This is a genomic window from Blastococcus capsensis (assembly GCF_030165005.1).
Taxonomy (GTDB): Bacteria; Actinomycetota; Actinomycetes; order Mycobacteriales; family Geodermatophilaceae; genus Blastococcus; species Blastococcus capsensis.
Genome location: NZ_JASNNW010000004.1, coordinates 1 through 18649, shown reverse-complemented (window position 1 = coordinate 18649; position 18649 = coordinate 1). Strand labels below are relative to the sequence as shown.

Below are 18649 nucleotides of genomic sequence, written 5' to 3'. Positions count from 1 at the left end.
AGGAGTGAGACGTGGACCGCATGAGCGCCCTCGACAGCGGGTTCTACTTCGCGGAGAGCGAGAACACGCCCATGCACGTGGGGTCGGTGGCCGTCTTCGAGGGGCCCGCCCCCAGCTACGGCGACGTGGTGCGCCTGCTGCTGAGCAAGCTGCCCCTCGTGCCGCGGTACCGGCAGCGGGTGCGCGAGGTCCCGCTGCAGCTCGGCCGTCCGATGTGGGTCGACGACCCCCACTTCCAGATCTTGTACCACGTCCGGCACACCGCGGTGCCCTCTCCCGGCAACGACGAGCAGCTGCGGAACCTCGCGGGCCGGGTGCTCGGGCAGCGCCTGGACATGGCCAAGCCGCTGTGGGAGCTGTGGCTCGTGGAGGGCCTGGCCGAGGGGCGCTGGGCGATCATCTCCAAGGTCCACCACTGCATGGTCGACGGCGTCGCCGGCACCGACCTGATGCAGCTGATGTTCGACCTCGACCCGGAGGCGGCGCACGACGACCCCCGGGACTGGACGCCGCGCCGTGACCCGTCGTCGGTGGCCCTCGTCGCCGGCGCGGTCGCCGAGGCGGCCGCCCAGCCGATGCGGACCCTCACCAGCCTGCCGGGCGTCGGCACCGCCGCCCGCAGCGTCACCGGGGCCGGGCGCACGCTCGCCCAGACGCTGCCCTCGCTGGCCAAGCAGGCGGCCACCCCCACCGCCCGGTCGCTGAACGGGCACATCGGCCCGCACCGGCGCTGGGCCTGGACGCAGGGGAAGTTCGAGGAGTTCAAGGCGGTCCGCACCGCGCTGGGCGGCACCGTGAACGACGTCGTCCTCACCGCGATCACCAAGGGCTTCCGCGACCTCCTGCAGGGCCGCGGCGAGCTCTCCTCGGAGAAGCTCGTGGTCCGGTCGATGGTCCCGGTGTCGGTGCGCTCGGCGAAGCAGCGCGGGACCTTGGACAACCAGGTCTCGTGCGTCTTCGTCGACCTCCCCGTCGGCGACCCCGACCCCGTCTCCCGGCTGCGGACCGTCCGCGGCCAGATGGACGAGTACAAGAAGGCCATGCAGGCCGTCGACGTGCCGTCGATCATCTCGATGGGCGACTTCGTGGCCCCCACCCTGTTGTCGCTCGGTATCCGGTCGGCGGTGAAGGCCGGGCAGATGTGGTGCCAGGCGGTGACCACCAACGTGCCGGGGCCCCGCGTGCCGCTCTACGTCCTCGGCCGGCGGATGTGCACCGCGCACGCCTACGTGCCGATCGCCGGCGGCACCCGCTGCTCCATCGGGATCTTCAGCTACCTGAACACCATGACCTTCGGGATCAACGCCGACTTCGACGCCTTCCCCGACGTCGACGTCCTCTCCGGCGGCATCCGGCGCGGCATCGAGGAGCTGCTGGAGTACGCGCGGGCCGACCAGGCCACCCCGGACGTCACCCAGCCGAAGGGTCCGCGGTCGGCCCGGGCGGGCGCTCGGTGAGCCCGGTCGAGCAGCGCGGAAGCGCCGGCAACGGCTCCCGGAAGCGCAAGCGGAGGGACGACGACGGCCTCACCGTCGCAGTCACCGGGCCGACCGGCACGTTGGGAGCCGGGCTGGTCCCTCTCCTGCAGGACGACGACCGGATCGCCCGGATCATCGGCATCGCCCGCCGGCCGTTCGACCCGGCCGAGCGCGGCTGGACCAAGATGGAGTACCGGCAGGGCGACGTGCGGGACCCCGACGCCCTGCGGGAGGCGTTCGCCGGCGCCGACGTCGTCGTCCACCTGGCATTCCTCGTCACCGGGAACGCCTCGCGCGGGACGACCCGGTCGATCAACGTCGACGGAACGCTCAACGCGTTCCGGGCGGCTGCCTCCGTCGGCGCCCGGCGCTTCGTCCACGCCTCGTCGGTGGCCGCCTACGGCTTCCACCGCGACAACCCGGAGCTGATCTCCGAGGAGTGGCCGGTGCGGCCGGCGGCGCGGCTCTTCTACGCCCAGGAGAAGGCCGAGCTGGAGCACCTCCTGCGGGACGCGGCCGCGACGGCGCCCGAGCCGGCCCTCTACCTCATCCGCCCGCCGGTGGTGCTGGGTCCGAACGCCGTCGGCGCCAAGGACGTGCTGCCCGGCCCGCTGGCCCCGCTGGGGCGGCGGCTGTTCGACCGGCCCCGCCCGCTCCCCGTACCGCTGCTCGTGCCGCAGCACCCGCTCCAGTTCGTCCACGAGGACGACGTGGGCCAGGCCCTGCTGCTGTGCGTGCTCGGCGCCGGCCCGCCCGGGGCCTACAACATCGCTGGCGACGGCGTGCTGACCGCCGCCGACGTCGCCCGGGAGTTCGGTGCGATCCCGATCCCTCTCCCCGCCGCGCCCGCGCAGGCGGCGGCGCGGGCGGTCTCGCGGCTGCCGTTCCTGCCGCCGGTGGCCGAGTGGATCGAGGCAGCCGGTCGGCCGGCGATCATGGACACCACGCGGGCCCGCGAGGAGCTCGGGTGGTCGCCCCGGTACACCGGGCTGGAGGCGCTGCGCGACACGCTCCACCCCGGAAACTAACGGCCCGCGGTGTTCGGACTCAGGCCGGGGAGCGAGTCAGTGCGGACTCGCGCATCCAGTCGAGCAGCTCGTCGGCCAGCCGCCCCGGCGCCTGCAGCTGCGGCACGTGGCCCACGCCGGCCCACTCGGAGTAGCGCCATCCGGGGTGGCGGGCCGCGATGTCGCGGGCCGCCTGCACGGACACGAGCCGGTCGCGGTCGCCGTGCACCAGCAGCACGGGGACGTCGATCGCTGCCATCGCCGCGCGGTAGCGGCGAGGATCGGCCAGCACCCGCAGCACCGAACGAGCGGCGGCCAGGAAGGCGCGGTCCATGCCCGCGACGTCGCGCCGCTCCTCGAGGAGGGTGACCGAGCGGTCGATGACGTGCGACGGCACCTGGTCGGGGTCGACGCCCACCAGCTGCAGCATGTCGCAGACGCGGCCGAGCGCCGACCGACGCTGCCGCCGCCACCAGAGGAACCGCTCTCCGACGAAGGGGATCGCGTACAGGGCGAAGGTCACCGCGACGAGCGGGTCGAGGGCACGGCGGGGACCGGGGACGGCGGGGTCGAGCAGCACCAGGCCGCGCACCGCCTCCGGGTGCTCGCCCGCCTCCAGGATGGAGATCATCCCGCCCATCGAGTTGCCGACGAGCACGGCCGGTCCAGCGACCACCTCGGTGAGGAAGCGGTGCAGGACGCCGACGTTCGCGGTCACGCCGGCCGTGCGGCTCCCCGGCTCGCTGCGTCCGAAACCTGGCAGGTCGATCGCCCACACGCGCGCGTGGTCGCGCAGCAGTGGGGCGACGAGGTCCCAGTTCAGGTGCGAGCCACCCAGCCCGTGCACGAGCACGACCGCCGGCCCCTCCTCCGGGCCGCCGAAGTCGACGTAGTGCACCGGCCCGCCCAGATCCACGATGCCGCTGCGCCCCGGCATGCCGCTCTGCGCCATCGGTACCCCTCTCCCCGTGTCAGGCCGCCCGTACGGTGGCACGTCCTGCCAGCTCCCGCAGCACCAGCCCTCCGGCCGCCCACCAGCGGAACGACCACGACTGATATGACGCAGGACACAGTTCGGCAACATCTGTGCGCGCGGGGCGCCCGCGGAAGTGTGAGCCAGACCGCACATTGGTACAGCGGTTCCACCAACGGACGGCAGCCAGGAGGACGACGTGGCACGACAGCAGGGTGACGGTCCGGCTCTTCCGCTCTACCTGAGCGAGCCCGGGCGGGCGGTCGCGGACTTCGGCCTCTACCTGGCCGCCCGCCCGCTCGCACAGCGGCTACCCAGGGGCGACGGGCACCCGGTGCTGGTCCTGCCCGGGCTGCTCGCCGACGACTCCTCCACCCGGGTTCTCCGCGCGACGCTCCGGCGGCTCGACTACCGGGTGCACGGCTGGGGCCTGGGCCGCAACATCGGCCCGACCGCCACCTGCGTCAACGGACTGCGCGACAAGCTCGACTACCTGCACGGCCGCTACCGCCGCGAGGTGACGGTCATCGGCTGGAGCCTGGGCGGCATCTTCGCCCGCGACCTCGCCCGGCAGTGCCCCGACCAGGTGCGCCAGGTGATCACCCTCGGCAGCCCGTTCCGCATCGAGCGGCACAGCCAGACCCGGGCCAGCAAGGCGTTCGACCGCTACGCCCACCTGCACGTGGAGCAGCGTCAGTTCCCGCTCGAGTCCGAAGGCTGCCCCCTGCCGGTGCCCGCGACGTCGATCTACTCGCACTACGACGGCATCGTGCACTGGCAGACCTGCCTGGACGTGCCCGGCGAGCGCTGCGAGAACATCGCGGTCACCGCCAGCCACCTGGGCATCGGCCACCACCCGGCGGCGCTGTGGGCGATCGCCGACCGGCTGGCCCAGCCCGAGGGCGAGTGGGCGCCGTTCAAGGCCCCGGCGTTCCTGCGCCCCGCCTTCCCGAAGCCCGCCACGCCGGCGGCGCCGAGCCCGGACACCATCTCCGCGCAGTCCGCCGCCTGAGAACGGCGCATCCCCTTCTCCGGCGGGGAAAGCGCCGGATGGGCGGACGGGATCCTCGGCGGGTGTCCCCCACCCGCCTCCAACGCTGGGAACGGACGGCGGAGTGGCCGCTGACCGCAGCCTCGCTGCTGTTCCTCGCCGCCTGCGCATGGCCGATCCTCGACCCCGACCTGGCCCGGCCGTGGCGGACCGCCTTCGACGTCGTCGCGTGAGTGACCTGGGCCGCCTTCGCCGTCGACTACGTCGTGCGGCTGGTGCTCGCGCACGACCGAGGGCGGTTCGTCCGCACGCACCTGCTCGACCTGGCCGTCGTGGTCCTGCCGATGCTGCGACCACTGCGCCTGCTGCGCTTGGTCACCGTGCTCAGCGTGCTCAACCGCTACGCCGGCGCAGCGCTCCGGGGGCGAGCGCCCGATCCCCCGCAGGTGCGGGACCACCAGCGGGCGCACCTCACCGAGCCCGGCAAGGTCGCCGAGGTAGGACGGATGCCGCGCCGCGCCGCCGGCCAGCACCACCAGCGGCTCGCCGCCGCCGACCCCGAGCCGGTCGTAGTGCAGCCGGGTCCCGTCGTCGGCGTCGCAGTACGGCATGCGGCGACCGTAGTGCGCCACGATGCGCAGGAGGGTCGCCGTCGCGGGTCGCACGACCGCCGTCCTACGCACGCGGGCCGGAAACCGGGTGCACCCCGTACGACGCGGTCAGGTGGGGTGGGCGCGGCAGGGTTCGAACCTGCGACCGCTCGCTTGTAAGGCGAGAGCTCTACCGCTGAGCTACGCGCCCCGCGGGCCCAGGGTATGGCCCCGGGCCCTGTGGCCGGTCGGCGTTCAGGCGGCGAGCTTCGCGACCGCGTCCTTCCAGCCGCTCTGCTGGCGGGCGTCCCCGGGCCCGTTGACCTCGGCGAAGGCGATGGTGCCCTCGGCGTCGATGAGGAACGTTCCCCGCACGGCCATGCCGGCCTTCTCGTTGAAGACCCCGTAGGTCTGGGCGGTGGCCCCGTGCGGCCAGAAGTCCGACAGCAGCGGGAAGTCGAGGTTCTCCTGTGCCTGGAACGCCTTGAGGCTGAAGACGGGGTCGGTGCTGATCGCGAGCACCTTCACCCCGGCACCGGTGTAGGCGCCCAGCTCGTCGCGCAGCTGGCACAGCTCACCGGTGCAGATGCCGGAGAAGGCGAACGGGTAGAAGACCAGCAGCACAGGCGTGCCCCGCAGGTCGGCGAGTGAGACGACCTGCTTGTCCTGGTCGGGGAGGCTGAACTCGGGCGCGCGGTCACCGACGGAGAGGCTCATGCCCGTGATCGTGCCTCACGTGGTGACGTGCCGGAACGGCCCCCTGCCAGGGGCCCGCCGCGAGCGTGGTGACGTACTGCAACGGCCACCCCTCAAGGGCCCGCGCCGAGCCTGGTGACGGGCTGGAACGGCCCTCCTGCAGGGACCCGCCGCGAGCCTGGTGACGTGCTGGAGCGGCCACCCCTCAGGGGCCTGCGCCGAGCCTGCGAGGCGTGGGGGGAGGGGTGGCCCTTCAATCAGCGGCGGCTGCGGGCGGCCTTCGGCGTGACCAGGCGGATGCCCGACCAGTCCTTAGCCGCGGAGATGCTGCTGGTCTGCGACAGACCGGCGGTGGGCGCGACCTCGGTGACGTCACCGGGCTCGACGTGGCCGGGGCGGCCGGACTTCGGCACGAGCAGCCAGACCACGCCCTCGTCGGCCAGCGAGGTCAGCGCGTCGGTGAGGGCGTCGAACAGGTCGCCGTCGTCCTCCCGCCACCACAGGACCACGACGTCGGCCACCTCGTCGGTGTCCTCGTCCACCATCTCGCTGCCCGAGACCTCGACGACGGAGTCGCGCAGGTCCTCGTCGGCGTCCTCGCTCCAGCCGAGCTCCTGCACGACCATGCCCGGCTTGATGCCCAGCCGGGCCGCCATGCCGGCGCTGTCGACGCTCATCCCTGCTGCTCCTCCATGGGTGGGTCCTCTGCTGACCTGGTGTGGGGTGGATGGTGCCCTGTCGGACCGGTGAGCGCACGGGGACGCGTCACACCGACGACCGTACGGGCCACGAGATCGGGACGAGGCCGGACGGGCGCGCGCGGACGACGGACACGACCAGCGGGAGAACCACCCGCACCCCGGTCATGTCACCCCTCTCGCTCCACCGACGCGCCCGCCGCCCGGCCCGTCAGGGCCGGACATCCGGGAGGCGCCGTAGGTCACGGCACCGCAGGCGGAAGCGTAGGCCATGACCGGCACGACGCAAGCCTGGTAGGGCCACCGCCTCCGCCGCAGGGACGGGCCGCGGCGCGACACGACTTCTCCATCCAGCGGCAGCGGACGTGACGAGGGCTACGTCGGCGGTGGACGATAGGGCCATGAGCGCACCGCAGCAGCCGGTCGGCGACCCCGCCCGGGAAGGACACGCCCGAGCGGTCATCACCGACGGGCTCCCCAGTCAGCTGGTCGACACCGACCCCGACGAGACCCAGGAGTGGCTGGAGTCCCTCGACGCCGTCGTGGACCACGCCGGCCGGAACCGCGCCAGGTACCTGATGCTCCGCATGCTGCAGCGCAGCCGCGAGCAGCAGGTGGGCGTGCCGGCCCTGCGCAGCACCGACTACATCAACACCATCCCGCCGGAGCAGGAGCCGTGGTTCCCCGGCGACGAGCACGTCGAGCGACGGATCCGCGCGTACATCCGCTGGAACGCCGCGATCATGGTGCACCGGGCGCAGCGCCCGGGCATCGGCGTCGGCGGGCACATCTCCTCCTACGCCTCCTCGGCCTCGCTGTACGAGGTGGGCTTCAACCACTTCTTCCGCGGCAAGGACCACCCCGGCGGCGGCGACCAGATCTACTTCCAGGGCCACGCCTCCCCGGGCATCTACGCCCGCGCCTTCCTGGAGGGCCGGCTGACCGAGCACCAGCTCGACGGCTTCCGCCAGGAGGTCAGCCACCCCGGCGGCGGGTTGTCGTCCTACCCGCACCCGCGGCTCATGCCCGAGTTCTGGGAGTTCCCCACCGTCTCCATGGGCCTCGGGCCGATGAACGCCGTCTACCAGGCCCGGTTCAACCGCTACCTGCACGCCCGGGGCATCAAGGACACCTCCGACCAGCACGTGTGGGCCTTCCTCGGCGACGGCGAGATGGACGAGCCCGAGTCGCTGGGCGTGATCGGCCTGGCGGCCCGTGAGGAGCTGGACAACCTCACCTTCGTCGTCAACTGCAACCTGCAGCGGCTCGACGGCCCGGTCCGCGGCAACGGCAAGGTCATCCAGGAGCTGGAGTCGTTCTTCCGGGGCGCCGGCTGGAACGTGATCAAGGTGATCTGGGGCCGCGGCTGGGACAAGCTGCTGGCCGCCGACCGCGACGGCGCGCTGGTCAACCTGATGAACTCCACGCCCGACGGCGACTACCAGACCTACAAGGCCGAGGACGGCGCGTTCGTCCGCGAGCACTTCTTCGGGCGGGACCCCCGCACCCGCAAGCTCGTCGAGGGGATGAGCGACAAGGAGGTCTGGGACCTCGCCCGCGGCGGGCACGACTACCGCAAGGTCTACGCCGCCTACAAGGCCGCCATGGAGCACAAGGGCCAGCCCACGGTGATCCTCGCCAAGACCATCAAGGGCTGGACGCTGGGCAGCCACTTCGAGGGCCGCAACAGCACCCACCAGATGAAGAAGCTGACCGCGGAGGACCTCGCCGACTTCCGCGACCGGCTCTACCTGCCGATCCCGGACGAGGCGCTGGACAAGACCCTGCCGCCCTACTACAAGCCCGACCCCGAGTCCGACGAGATGCAGTACATGCTCGAGCGGCGCCGGGCGCTGGGCGGCGCGGTGCCGCGACGGCGGGCGGAGTTCAAGACCCTCAAGGCCCCCGAGGACAAGGCGCTCGAGGTGCTGCGCCGCGGCTCGGGCAAGCAGGAGGTGGCGACGACGATGGCGTTCGTCCGCCTGCTGAAGGAGCTGCTGAAGGACAAGGAGCTCGGCCCCCGCTTCGTGCCGATCATCCCCGACGAGGCACGGACCTTCGGGATGGATTCCCTCTTCCCGTCGCAGAAGATCTACAACCCGGCCGGGCAGCGCTACACGTCGGTCGACCGCGAGCTGATGCTGGCCTACAAGGAATCCGAGCAGGGCGTGATCCTGCACGAAGGAATCAACGAGGCCGGGTCCACGGCATCGTTCACCGCCGTCGGCAGCTCGTACGCGACGCACGGCGAGCCGATGATCCCGATCTACATCTTCTACTCGATGTTCGGGTTCCAGCGGACCGGTGACGGCTTCTGGGCGGCGGCGGACCAGATGACGCGGGGCTTCGTGCTCGGCGCCACGGCCGGCCGGACGACGCTTAACGGCGAGGGCCTGCAGCACGAGGACGGGCACTCGCTGCTCCTGGCGCACACCAACCCGGCGGTGGTCTCCTACGACCCGGCGTTCTCCTTCGAGGTCGCGCACATCACCAAGGACGCCCTGGTGCGCATGTACGGCCAGGACCAGGGCTCGCCGCTGGGCGGGCACCGGTCGCCGGACGTCATGTACTACCTGACGGTCTACAACGAGCCGTTCGTCCAGCCGGCCGAGCCCGAGGGGCTCGACGTGCAGGGGCTGCTGGCGGGCATGTACCGCTACGCCGAGGGCCCACAGGGAGACGGCCCGAAGGCACAGGTCCTCGCCTCCGGCGTCGCGGTGCCGTGGGCGCTGCGGGCGCAGGAACTGCTGGCGCAGGACTGGGGGATCTCGGCCGACGTCTGGTCGGTGACGTCCTGGGGCGAGCTGCGCCGGCAGGCCGACGAGTGCGCCGAGTGGAACCTCCTGCACCCGGAGGAGGAGCCGCGCATGCCGTTCGTGACCTCGCGCCTGCAGGAGACCGTGGGCCCGGTCGTGGCGGTGTCGGACTGGATGCGCGCCGTCCCCGACCTCATCGCGCCGTACGTGCCCGGCGGCATGTCGACGCTGGGTACCGACGGGTTCGGGCTGTCCGACACCCGCCCGGCGCTGCGCCGGCACTTCCACGTGGACGCCGAGTCGATCGTGGTCCGCACGCTGGCGTCGCTGGCCGACGAGGGGCAGGTCGAACGCGCGACGGTCCGGCAGGCCGTGGAGAAGTACCAGGTGCGCGACGTGCAGGCCGCGCCGGCCGAGGAGCGGTCGGACCCCAGCCCGGCGACCTGAACGACCGGTGCCCCACGCGGATCGACCCTGACCGGCTGACGGGGGGGGGGCGGCCCCCCCCCCCCCCCCCCCCCCGGGGCGGGCGGGGGGCCCCCCGCGCTTCCCCCCGGCCGGCCTGGCGGGGCCCCGCGCCCGGGGGGGCCCCCACGTCGGTTCGGCAGGCTGGACCCGCCCGGTCGCATCAGCCGGACAGTGCCTGCAGCGCCATCCGCGCGTAGAGCGCCACGCCGGCCGGCAGCGGCTCCTCGTCGAAGACGACGAGGTTGGAGTGGTTGGGTGGCGCGGTGGCCGGGTCGACGCCGTGCGGCCGGGCGCCGAGCCACGCCATGACGCCGGGCACCCGCTGCAGCACGTAGGAGAAGTCCTCGGCACCCATCAGCGGCGCGGGCATGAGCACCGCGGCCTCCCGGCCCAGGAGGTCGGCCGCCGCCTCCAGCACCTGGGCGGCCATGCCCGGGTCGTTCATGGTGACCGGGTAGCCCTCGATGTGCTCCCAGTGCAGCGCCATCTCGTGCGCGGCCGCGACGTGGCCGGCCACCCGCTCCACCGAGGCCACCACATCGGCCCGCCGCTCGGGCGAAAGGGTCCGGATCGTCCCCTCCAGGTAGGCGGTGTCGGGGATGACGTTGTTGGTGGAGCCGGCCTCGATGTGGGCGACGGTCACCACGGCGGGGTCGAAGACGTCGACCCGGCGGGTGACCATCGACTGCAGCGCGAGCACGATCTCGGCGGCCACCGGGATGGGGTCCGCGGCCGCGTGCGGCTCGGAGGCGTGCCCCCCGCGGCCGCGCACGGTCATCCGCCACTGGTCCGCGGCGGCCATCATCGCCCCCGGGCGGACGTTGACCGTGCCGCTGGGCAGCGTGGACGAGACGTGCAGCGCGAACGCCCCGCTGACCGGCGCCTCCGGGACGACGTCGAGCAGGCCCTCCTCGAGCATGTAGCGCGCGCCGTGGAAGCCCTCCTCCCCCGGCTGGACCATGAAGACGACCTGCCCGGCCAGCGCCTCCCGCCGCGCCGCGAGCAGCCGGGCCGCACCCACCAGCATCGCCACGTGGGTGTCGTGCCCGCAGGCGTGCATCGCGCCGGGCACCTGCGAGGCGAAGGGCAGGCCGGTGTCCTCGTGCACCGGGAGGGCGTCCATGTCGCCGCGCAAGAGGTAGGTGGGCCCCGGGCGGGCACCCCGCAGCACCCCGACGACGGAGCTGGTGGTGGTACCCGTGGTCACCTCGATGGGCAGTTCGGCGAAGGCCTCGAGGACCGTGGCCTGGGTGCGTGGGAGGTGCAGCCCGATCTCCGGGGTGCGGTGCAGCTGCCGGCGCAGCTCGATGGTGCGGTCGGCGTCGGAGTACGCGGCGGCGAGCAGAGAAAGGACCTCCTCGCCCCCCTCCGCTCGCACGCTCGCGGCGGGACCCTGCGAGGAGGCCGATTCCATGCTCACCACTCTGCCCAGGCCGGTCGCTCGACGTCGAGCTGCCAGACCAGGACGCGGCCCGGTCCCTGCAGCCGCACCCGCCCGCCGTCGGCTCGGCGCACCGCTCCGGCGTCGGCGACCAGCGTCGTCCCCGGGGGCGCCGTCAGCTCACCGCCCGCCTCGGTGCGCCCGATCCACAGGCGGGCGTCCGCGCGGCCGAGGTCCACCCATCCACCGGCCCCCCGGTGGACGACGTGGGCCGCCGGGGCCGCGGGGACGGCCGGTGCGGCGCTGCGCAGGTAGCACTGCAGCACCCAGGCACCCTCGCTGCCGGCCACCTCGTCGTGGGCCAGCCCCGCTCCCGCACGCAGCACCGCGACGTCGCCGGTGGTCAGCTGCGCCCCGGCCGCCCACCGGTGGGTCAGCGTCCCCGCGAGCACGACGGCGACCACGTCGACCGCGCGGTGCTCGTGCCGGCCGTAGCCGGCCCCGGGGGCCAGCCGGTCGTCGGCGATCCGCAGCAGCGGGCCGAGGGAGCCGTCGTCGGGGGCGAGGACGACCCGGGACTCCAGACCGGTCACCGGGGTGGTCCCGAGGGCGCCGACCGGGGGAACGTTCACCACTCCACTCTTCCCGAGCTCGGCCGACGTGACACGCTGACCGGGTGAGCCGGGTGACCAACCGCCCGCCGAGCGATGCCACGCTCCGGCGGCTGGAGCGCGCGTCCGGGTCGTTGGCCACCCAGGCCGTCGCCCGGATGGACGAGGACCTGTCCTGGTTCCGGGCCATGCCGGCCGACCAGCGATCGTGGGTGACGCTCGTGGCGCAGGCCGGTATCGCCTCCCTGGTCGACTGGTGCCGCAGCCCCGGCCGTCCGCCCCGGCTCACCGGGGAGGTGTTCGGCGCGGCCCCCCGGGAGCTCGTCCGGGCGGTGGCGCTCAAGCAGACGGTGGACCTGATCAAGGTCACCGTCGAGGTGGTCGAGGAGCGCGTCGCCTCCGTGGCCGCGCCCGGGGACGAGGAGGACCTGCGGCTGGCGGTCCTCCAGTTCAGCCGGGAGGTCGCCTTCGCCACGGCGCACGTCTACGCCAGCTTCGCCGAGAGCCGGGGGGCCTGGGACGCGCGCCTGGAGGCGCTCGTCGTCGACGCCCTGGTGCGTGGCGAACGGTCCGACGAGCTCTCCGGCCGGGCGGCGGCGCTCGGCTGGGCGGCCGGCACGTTCGCCCTCGTGGTCGTCGGGGCGACCCCGTCCGGGCTCGCCGACCCGCACGGCGCCGTGCGCCGCGCCGCGCGGAGCCTGCGCTGCGACATCCTGGTCGGCGTGCACGCCGAGCAGCTGGTCGTGGTGCTGGGCGGCACCGGCGACCTCGAGACCGTGGCGGAACGGATCAGCGACGAGTTCGGCGACGGCCCGGTGGTCACCGGCCCGGTCGTGGACGGGCTGGGCCGGGCCGCGGTCTCGGCGGCGGCGGCGCTCGCCGGGCTGCGGGCGGCGCGCGCCTGGCCCGAGGCCCCCCGCCCGGTCGCCGCGGACGCGCTGCTCGCCGAACGCGCGCTCGACGGCGACCCGCTGGCCCGGGCGGCGCTGCAGGAGCGGGTGGCCGCGCCGCTGCGCTCGGCCGGCGGCGGTGTGCTGGAGACCGTCCGGGCGGTGCTCAACAGCGGCGGCAACCTGGAGGCCAGCGCGCGGGCGATCTTCGTGCACCCCAACACGGTCCGGTACCGGCTCAAGCGCGCCGCCGAGCTGACCGGCCTCTCGGCGACCGACCCCCGCGGCAGCTGGACCCTGCAGGTCGCGCTCGTCCTGGCGGCCCTGGACCGCGACCGGTCGCTCTGGCACTGAGCCCGTCGCCGAGGGGCGTCAGGCGTGCGGTTCCCACCACTGAGCGATCGGTGACGACGCCGAACGCGTGCGCGTGTTGGAGGAATCCTACAAAGATCAACGGTGTCCTTTCGTACTCGATCCTGCCGCGCGCCGCGGTGATCACTGGCACGGTGTGGAGGTGCTCGCCGTCCTCGCCCCTGGTCAGGGGGCCCAGAAGCCCGGGATGCTCACCGACTGGCTCGACCTGCCGGGAGCGGAGCCGTTCTTCCGCTGGGCCGGGGCCATCGCCGGCGCGGACCTGCTGACCCTGGGCACCACCGGTGACGCCGAGGCGATCAAGGACACCGCCGTCACCCAGCCGCTCGTCGTCGCGATGAGCATCTTCGTCGCCCGTGAGCTGGGCGGCCTCCCCGGGACGGTCACCCACACGCCGCACACCGGTCGCGACGTCGTCATCACCGGGCACAGCGTCGGTGAGCTCACCGCCGCCGCGCTGGCCGGCGTGCTGTCCGTCGAGGCGGCGATCGCGCTCACCGCCGTCCGCGGGCGGGCCATGGCCGCCGCGTGCGCCCGCACACCCACCGGGATGTCCGCCGTCCTGGGCGGCGACCCCGACGAGGTCCTCGAGGCGATAGGCCGGCACGGGCTGACCCCGGCGAACATGAACGGGGCAGGCCAGATCGTGGCCGCCGGCCCGCTCGACGGGCTCGACGCGCTCAAGGCCGACCCGCCGACCAAGGCCCGCGTCATGCCGCTGCCGGTCGCCGGCGCCTTCCACACCGAGTACATGGCCCCGGCGCGCGAGGAGCTCGAAAGTCTGGTCGGCGGGGTGCGTCCGGCCGACCCGAGCCGGCTGCTGCTCTCCAACGCCGACGGCGCCGCCGTCGACTCCGGCCGCGAGGCGCTGGCCCGCCTGGTCAGCCAGGTCACCAGCCCGGTGCGCTTCGACTCCTGCCTGGCCACCATGCGCGAGCTCGGTGTCACCGCCGTGATCGAGCTGCCGCCCGCCGGGGCGCTGGCGGGGCTGGCCAAGCGCGAGTGGAAGGGCGCGGGGATCGAGGTGCTCGCCGTCAGCAGCCCGGCGGACCTCGACCACGCCCGGGCGCTCATCGAGGCCGAGCGCGGCCGCGCCGAGGCCGAGTACTTCCCCGACTGGCGGATGGTCGTCGCCCCCGCCCGCGGCACCGTCAGCCCCGCCGAGGTCGCCGAGGGCACGCGCCTGCCTGCGGGCACGCCGCTGGGGTGCATCCGCGGCCGGCGGGAAGAGCTCAACGTCTCCGCCGCCTACGACGGTGTGCTGGCCGAATGGCTGGTGCACGAGGGCGACCTCGTCGACGCCGGCGACCCGATCGCCCGGCTCTACCCGGAGGTGACCGCGTGACCCGACTCCAGCTACCGGCCGGCGCCCCCGGTGCCCGCATCCTCGGCTTCGGGAGCTACCGCCCCCGCCGCCGGGTGACCAACCACGACCTCGCCCAGCGGATGGACACCAACGACGAGTGGGTCCAGAGCCGGGTGGGCATCGCCGAACGGCGCTGGGCCGAACCCGACGAGACGCTCGTGGAGATGTCCGTCGCCGCCGGCGGCAAGGCGCTGGCGGCCAGCGGACTCGACGCCGGCGACATCGACCTCGTCCTGCTCGCGACCACGAGCCCGCCGAAGGCGATCCCCGGTCTCGCGCCCCGGATCGCCTACCAGCTCGGCGTGCCCCGCCCCGGCGCCTTCGACCTCAACGCCGGCTGCGCCGGCTGGTGCTACGCGCTCAGCGCGGCCGCCGACGCCATCCGCAGCGGCACGGCGCGCAACGCCCTGGTCATCGGTGGCGAGCGGCTCACCGACTACACCAACCTCGACGACCGGGCGACGGCGGTCATCTTCGCCGACGGCGCGGGGGCGGCGGTCGTCAGCGCCTCCGACGAGCCGGCCATCGGCCCGGCCGTGTGGGGCAGCGACGGCGACCTGCACGAGGCGATCGCCATCCCCCCGGACGAGACGGGCATGAGCATGGCCGGCCAGGCGGTGTACCGCTGGGCCACCACCAAGCTCACCGACACCCTGGTGGAGGCCATGCGCCGCGCCGGCGTCGGGCCCGACGACATCGACGTGTTCGCGCCGCACCAGGCGAACCTGCGGATCATCGAGCTCATGGCCAAGCGGCTGAAGCTGCCCGAGCGCACGGTCATCGCCCGCGACATCGTCCGCTCCGGCAACACGTCCTCGGCCTCGGTGCCGCTGGCGCTCTCGGCCCTGCAGGAGAGCGGCGAGTCCAAGAGCGGGGACGTCGCCCTGCTGCTCGGGTACGGAGCGGGCCTGACCTTCGCCGGCCAAGTCGTCGTCCTGCCGTGAGCGCCGCCCCAGATCCCCGGGACACCCAGTCCCGGACGACGAACGGCCCCGTCCAGGGCACCGCCACGAGCTTGCGAGTGGTGGGCAGGACGGGGTCCTTCTACCGCCCCATCCGAGAGAGAGGACCCGTCGCGTGAGCAGCACCCAGGAGATCCAGTCCGGTCTGGCCGAGATCCTGGAGGAGGTCGCCGGGGTGTCCCCCGCCGACGCCACCCCGGAGAAGTCCTTCACCGAGGACCTCGACGTCGACTCGCTGTCGATGGTCGAGATCGCCACCGCCGTCGAGGACAAGTTCGGCGTCGCCATCCCCGACGACCAGCTCGCCAACATCAAGACGGTCGGCGACGCGATGAGCTTCATCGAGAAGAACCAGGGCTGACCCTCGCACCTCCGGTGTGGGAGCGGAGCGGCTGCGCCGCGCTCCCACACCGGGGGAAAGCCCTCCCCCCCGATCCGGCCTCCCCGGCCGTCGTCCCGCACGAGGAGATCCCATGAGCCCGTCCACCACCGACGTCGTCGTCACCGGCCTGGGTGCCACCACGCCGCTCGGCGGCGACGTGGCCAGCACCTGGGACGCCTTGCTCGCCGGGCGCTCGGGCGTCAGCCGGATCACCGACGAGTGGGCGCAGGAGTTCCCGGCCCAGCTCGTCGCCCGCCTCGCCGCCGACCCGGCCGAGCAGATCGACCGGGTGCGCGCCCGCCGGCTCGACCGGAGCCAGCAGGTGGCCGTCATCGCCGCCGAGCAGGCCTGGGCCGGGTCCGGCGCCGCGGACTCCGGCGTGGCCCCCGAGCGGATCGCCGTCGTCTTCGGCACCGGCATCGGTGGCGCGCTGACCCTGCTGGGGCAGGACGACGTCCTGGAGGCGAAGGGCCCCAAGCGGGTCTCGCCCTTCACCATCCCGATGCTCATGCCCAACGGCCCGGCCGCCGCCGTCGGGCTGGCCGTCGGCGCCAAGGGCGGCGTGCACGCACCGGTCAGCGCCTGCGCCTCCGGCGCCGAGGCCATCCGCTGGGGCCTGGACCTGCTGCGCTTCGATCGGGCCGACATCGTCCTGGTCGGCGGCGCGGAGGCCTGCGTCCACCCGCTGCCGATGGCCGGGTTCGCCGCCATGCGGGCGATGTCCACCCGCAACGACGAGCCCGAGCGCGCGTCCCGCCCGTTCGACAAGGCCCGCGACGGCTTCGTGCTCGGCGAGGGCGCGGCCGCGCTGGTGCTCGAGCGGGCCGACTCCGCCGCCGCCCGGGGCGCCCGCGTGCATGCGAAGCTGGCCGGAGCCGGCGCCAGCGCCGACGGCTACGATCTCGTCGCCCCGCACCCGGAGGGCGAGGGCGCCGGCCGGGCGATCACGGCCGCACTGCGCGACGCCGGGCTCTCCCCTGCCGACATCGGGCACGTCAACGCGCACGCGACGTCGACCCCGGTCGGCGACACCGCCGAGGCCGCGGCGATCCGCTCCTCGCTGGGCGAGCACGTGCTGGTCAGCGCCACCAAGAGCCAGACCGGCCACCTGCTCGGCGCGGCCGGTGCCCTGGAGTCGGTGTTCGCCATCCTGGCGCTGCGCGAGCAGATCGTCCCGGCGACGGCCAATCTGGACGACCCCGACGACGACGCCGCCGTCCAGGCGCTGGACATCGTCCGGCACGAGCCGCGCCGGACCACGCTGAGCGCGGCGGTCAACGACTCCTTCGGCTTCGGCGGGCACAACATCGCGCTGGTCTTCACGACCGCCTGAGCGCCCCACCCCGTGGCCCCTGGCCCGCTTCCCGAGGAGACGCCGTGACGACCGCCCAGGCCGCGCCCCCGCTGCCCACCCACGACCCGCGTGACCCCGAGGACCGGCTGCGCCGGTTCTTCGACACGGACACGATGCAGCAGCTCGGGGCCCGGGACACCTCCGGGGTCATGGCCGCCCGCGGCACCGTCTCGGGGAGCCCGGCCGTCGCCTTCTGCACCGACGCGACGGTCATGGGCGGCGCCATGGGCGTCGACGGTTGCCGGCACATCGTCGACGCGATCGACACCGCGCTGCGCGAGCGGGTGCCGGTCGTGGGCATCTGGCACTCCGGCGGCGCGCGGCTGGCCGAGGGCGTCACCGCGCTGCACGCCGTCGGCGAGGTGTTCGCCGCGATGGTCCGCTCCTCGGGGCGGATCCCGCAGATCTCGGTGGTGCTCGGCCCGGCCGCGGGCGGCGCCGCGTACGGCCCGGCGCTCACCGACCTGGTGATCATGGGGCCGGCCGGCCGGGTGTTCGTGACCGGTCCCGAGGTGGTCCGCTCGGTCACCGGGGAGAACGTCGACATGGAGAGCCTCGGCGGCCCGGATACCCACGGCCGGCGCAGCGGCGTGGTGCACGTGGTCACCGACTCCGAGCCCGCCGCGCTCGAGACGGCCCGGCTGGCCGTCGACCTGCTCGCCGCCCAGGGCACTTTCGCCCCCACCGGCGAGGACTCCGCCACCGAGCTGGCGTCCTTCCTGCCGGAGCAGACCAACCGTGCCTACGACGTGAAGCCGCTGGTGTCGGCGATGCTCGACGGGCCGGGCCTGGAGCTGCACCCGCGGTTCGCACCGAACGTCGTCACGACCCTCGGCCGGCTGGCGGGGCGCACCGTGGGGGTCATCGCCAACAACCCCCTGCGGCTGGGCGGCTGCCTGGACTCCGCGTCGGCGGAGAAGGCGGCCCGGTTCGTGCGGATGTGCGACGCGTTCGGGGTTCCGCTGCTGGTGCTGGTCGACGTGCCCGGCTACCTGCCCGGCGTCGGCCAGGAGTGGGACGGCGTCGTCCGGCGTGGGGCCAAGCTGCTGCACGCTTTCGCCGAGGCGGTCGTCCCCCGCGTGACGCTGGTGACGCGCAAGTCCTACGGCGGCGCCTACATCGCGATGAACTCCCGGTCCCTGGGCGCCACCGCGGTCTTCGCCTGGCCCGGAGCCGAGGTCGCCGTCATGGGCGCGAAGGCCGCCGTGGGCATCCTGCACCGGAAGAAGCTGGCCGCCGCACCGCCCGGTGAGCGGGAAGCGCTGCACGCCCAGCTGGCCGAGGAGCACGAGCGGATCGCCGGCGGGGTGAACCGGGCGCTGCAGATCGGCGTCGTCGACGAGGTGGTCGAGCCGTCGCGGACCCGCCAGCGGCTGGTGGAGGCGCTCGCCTCGGCGCCGCTCGGTCGCGGGGCGCACGGCAACATCCCGCTCTGAGAGGGGCGGGCGCGGCCGCCGATCACTGGGCCTCCCGCCGGCCGGGGCCGCCTCTCAACGATGTCCCGGAGGCGGACATCCCGGGCTGCGGAATGACCGCCTCGGGGACGTCGTCGGCGCGGGCCATCACGCTCCCGGAAACGTGGAAGGTCGTCCGGGCGCCGCTTCCCCGACGGCGCCCGGACGACCGGTTCCAGGCTACGACGCCTTCCGGGTCCGGCCGGAAGTGTCGTGTTCG

General features: G+C 74.0%; 16 protein-coding genes and 1 tRNA gene. 11 read left to right on the top strand and 6 right to left on the bottom strand.

What is annotated here, in order from left to right:
• The first annotated feature begins 20 nt into the window (after positions 1 to 20).
• Together QOZ86_RS04850 and QOZ86_RS04845 are read left to right on the top strand one after the other, a co-directional pair.
• Positions 21 to 1457, top strand: coding sequence for a WS/DGAT/MGAT family O-acyltransferase (locus QOZ86_RS04850; RefSeq protein WP_284490992.1), 1437 nt, complete (start codon positions 21 to 23; stop codon positions 1455 to 1457).
• Entirely contained in the window at positions 1454 to 2506 is a 1053-nt protein-coding gene (locus QOZ86_RS04845; protein WP_284490829.1) for an NAD-dependent epimerase/dehydratase family protein, read from the top strand. The genes QOZ86_RS04850 and QOZ86_RS04845 overlap by 4 nt, the downstream gene beginning before the upstream one ends.
• A gap of 19 nt (positions 2507 to 2525) precedes the next feature.
• Here the strand turns inward: QOZ86_RS04845 and QOZ86_RS04840 are convergent, their stop codons facing one another.
• On the bottom strand, positions 2526 to 3437 hold the full coding sequence (locus tag QOZ86_RS04840; RefSeq protein ID WP_284490828.1) for an alpha/beta hydrolase: 912 nt from the start codon (positions 3435 to 3437) through the stop codon (positions 2526 to 2528).
• A 220-nt stretch (positions 3438 to 3657) separates the two neighbouring features.
• On the opposite strand from QOZ86_RS04840, the gene QOZ86_RS04835 reads away from it, so the two are divergent.
• A complete protein-coding gene (locus QOZ86_RS04835) occupies positions 3658 to 4470 on the top strand; it encodes an esterase/lipase family protein (protein WP_284490827.1) in 813 nt (270 codons plus the stop codon).
• A 62-nt stretch (positions 4471 to 4532) separates the two neighbouring features.
• Entirely contained in the window at positions 4533 to 4682 is a 150-nt protein-coding gene (locus tag QOZ86_RS04830; protein WP_284490826.1) for a hypothetical protein, read from the top strand.
• 496 nt (positions 4683 to 5178) lie between these two features.
• Here the strand turns inward: QOZ86_RS04830 and QOZ86_RS04825 are convergent.
• The 3 genes from QOZ86_RS04825 to QOZ86_RS04815 form a co-directional block, all read right to left on the bottom strand.
• Positions 5179 to 5250: transfer RNA gene (locus QOZ86_RS04825), tRNA-Val, on the bottom strand.
• Between the two features lie 44 nt (positions 5251 to 5294).
• Complete coding sequence (locus QOZ86_RS04820; protein WP_284490825.1) at positions 5295 to 5756, bottom strand: peroxiredoxin; 462 nt, start codon at positions 5754 to 5756, stop codon at positions 5295 to 5297.
• 236 nt (positions 5757 to 5992) lie between these two features.
• Positions 5993 to 6412, bottom strand: coding sequence for a DUF3052 domain-containing protein (locus tag QOZ86_RS04815; protein ID WP_284490824.1), 420 nt, complete (start codon positions 6410 to 6412; stop codon positions 5993 to 5995).
• 422 nt (positions 6413 to 6834) lie between these two features.
• On the opposite strand from QOZ86_RS04815, the gene aceE reads away from it, so the two are divergent.
• On the top strand, positions 6835 to 9636 hold the full coding sequence (gene aceE / locus QOZ86_RS04810; RefSeq protein WP_284490823.1) for a pyruvate dehydrogenase (acetyl-transferring), homodimeric type: 2802 nt from the start codon (positions 6835 to 6837) through the stop codon (positions 9634 to 9636).
• A gap of 181 nt (positions 9637 to 9817) precedes the next feature.
• Here aceE and QOZ86_RS04805 read toward each other — a convergent pair whose 3' ends face one another.
• A complete protein-coding gene (locus QOZ86_RS04805; protein ID WP_284490822.1) occupies positions 9818 to 11071 on the bottom strand; it encodes a M20 metallopeptidase family protein in 1254 nt (417 codons plus the stop codon).
• 2 nt (positions 11072 to 11073) lie between these two features.
• Positions 11074 to 11670 (bottom strand): pirin family protein, encoded by a 597-nt coding sequence (locus QOZ86_RS04800; protein ID WP_284490821.1) that lies wholly within the window; start codon positions 11668 to 11670, stop codon positions 11074 to 11076.
• A 44-nt stretch (positions 11671 to 11714) separates the two neighbouring features.
• Here QOZ86_RS04800 and QOZ86_RS04795 point away from each other — a divergent pair, with 44 nt between their 5' ends.
• From QOZ86_RS04795 to QOZ86_RS04770, 6 genes are all read left to right on the top strand, one after another.
• Positions 11715 to 12893 (top strand): PucR family transcriptional regulator, encoded by a 1179-nt coding sequence (locus tag QOZ86_RS04795; protein WP_284490820.1) that lies wholly within the window; start codon positions 11715 to 11717, stop codon positions 12891 to 12893.
• A 160-nt stretch (positions 12894 to 13053) separates the two neighbouring features.
• Positions 13054 to 14256, top strand: a complete 1203-nt coding sequence (locus QOZ86_RS04790; RefSeq protein ID WP_284490819.1) for an acyltransferase domain-containing protein — start codon at positions 13054 to 13056, stop codon at positions 14254 to 14256.
• On the top strand, positions 14253 to 15221 hold the full coding sequence (locus QOZ86_RS04785; RefSeq protein ID WP_284490818.1) for a beta-ketoacyl-ACP synthase III: 969 nt from the start codon (positions 14253 to 14255) through the stop codon (positions 15219 to 15221). Before QOZ86_RS04790 ends, QOZ86_RS04785 begins: the two co-directional genes overlap by 4 nt.
• Positions 15222 to 15354: 133 nt before the next feature.
• Positions 15355 to 15600: an acyl carrier protein gene (locus QOZ86_RS04780; RefSeq protein ID WP_284490817.1), complete on the top strand. Its 246-nt coding sequence runs from the start codon at positions 15355 to 15357 to the stop codon at positions 15598 to 15600.
• 112 nt (positions 15601 to 15712) lie between these two features.
• Positions 15713 to 16954 carry a beta-ketoacyl-[acyl-carrier-protein] synthase family protein gene (locus tag QOZ86_RS04775; protein ID WP_284490816.1) on the top strand — a complete coding sequence of 414 codons (1242 nt, stop codon included), beginning with the start codon at positions 15713 to 15715 and terminating at the stop codon, positions 16952 to 16954.
• A gap of 44 nt (positions 16955 to 16998) precedes the next feature.
• Positions 16999 to 18411 (top strand): acyl-CoA carboxylase subunit beta, encoded by a 1413-nt coding sequence (locus QOZ86_RS04770; protein ID WP_284490815.1) that lies wholly within the window; start codon positions 16999 to 17001, stop codon positions 18409 to 18411.
• The last annotated feature ends 238 nt before the right edge of the window (positions 18412 to 18649 follow it).

What these genes read in the sequence shown, in the direction of transcription:
- QOZ86_RS04850 (WP_284490992.1), top strand. Translation starts at nt 21, where the DNA reads ATGAGCGCCCTCGACAGCGGGTTCTACTTCGCGGAGAGCGAGAACACG.
- QOZ86_RS04840 (WP_284490828.1), bottom strand. Translation starts at nt 3,437, where the DNA reads ATGGCGCAGAGCGGCATGCCGGGGCGCAGCGGCATCGTGGATCTGGGC.
- QOZ86_RS04820 (WP_284490825.1), bottom strand. Translation starts at nt 5,756, where the DNA reads ATGAGCCTCTCCGTCGGTGACCGCGCGCCCGAGTTCAGCCTCCCCGAC.
- QOZ86_RS04815 (WP_284490824.1), bottom strand. Translation starts at nt 6,412, where the DNA reads ATGAGCGTCGACAGCGCCGGCATGGCGGCCCGGCTGGGCATCAAGCCG.
- aceE (WP_284490823.1), top strand. Translation starts at nt 6,835, where the DNA reads ATGAGCGCACCGCAGCAGCCGGTCGGCGACCCCGCCCGGGAAGGACAC.
- QOZ86_RS04805 (WP_284490822.1), bottom strand. Translation starts at nt 11,071, where the DNA reads ATGGAATCGGCCTCCTCGCAGGGTCCCGCCGCGAGCGTGCGAGCGGAG.
- QOZ86_RS04775 (WP_284490816.1), top strand. Translation starts at nt 15,713, where the DNA reads ATGAGCCCGTCCACCACCGACGTCGTCGTCACCGGCCTGGGTGCCACC.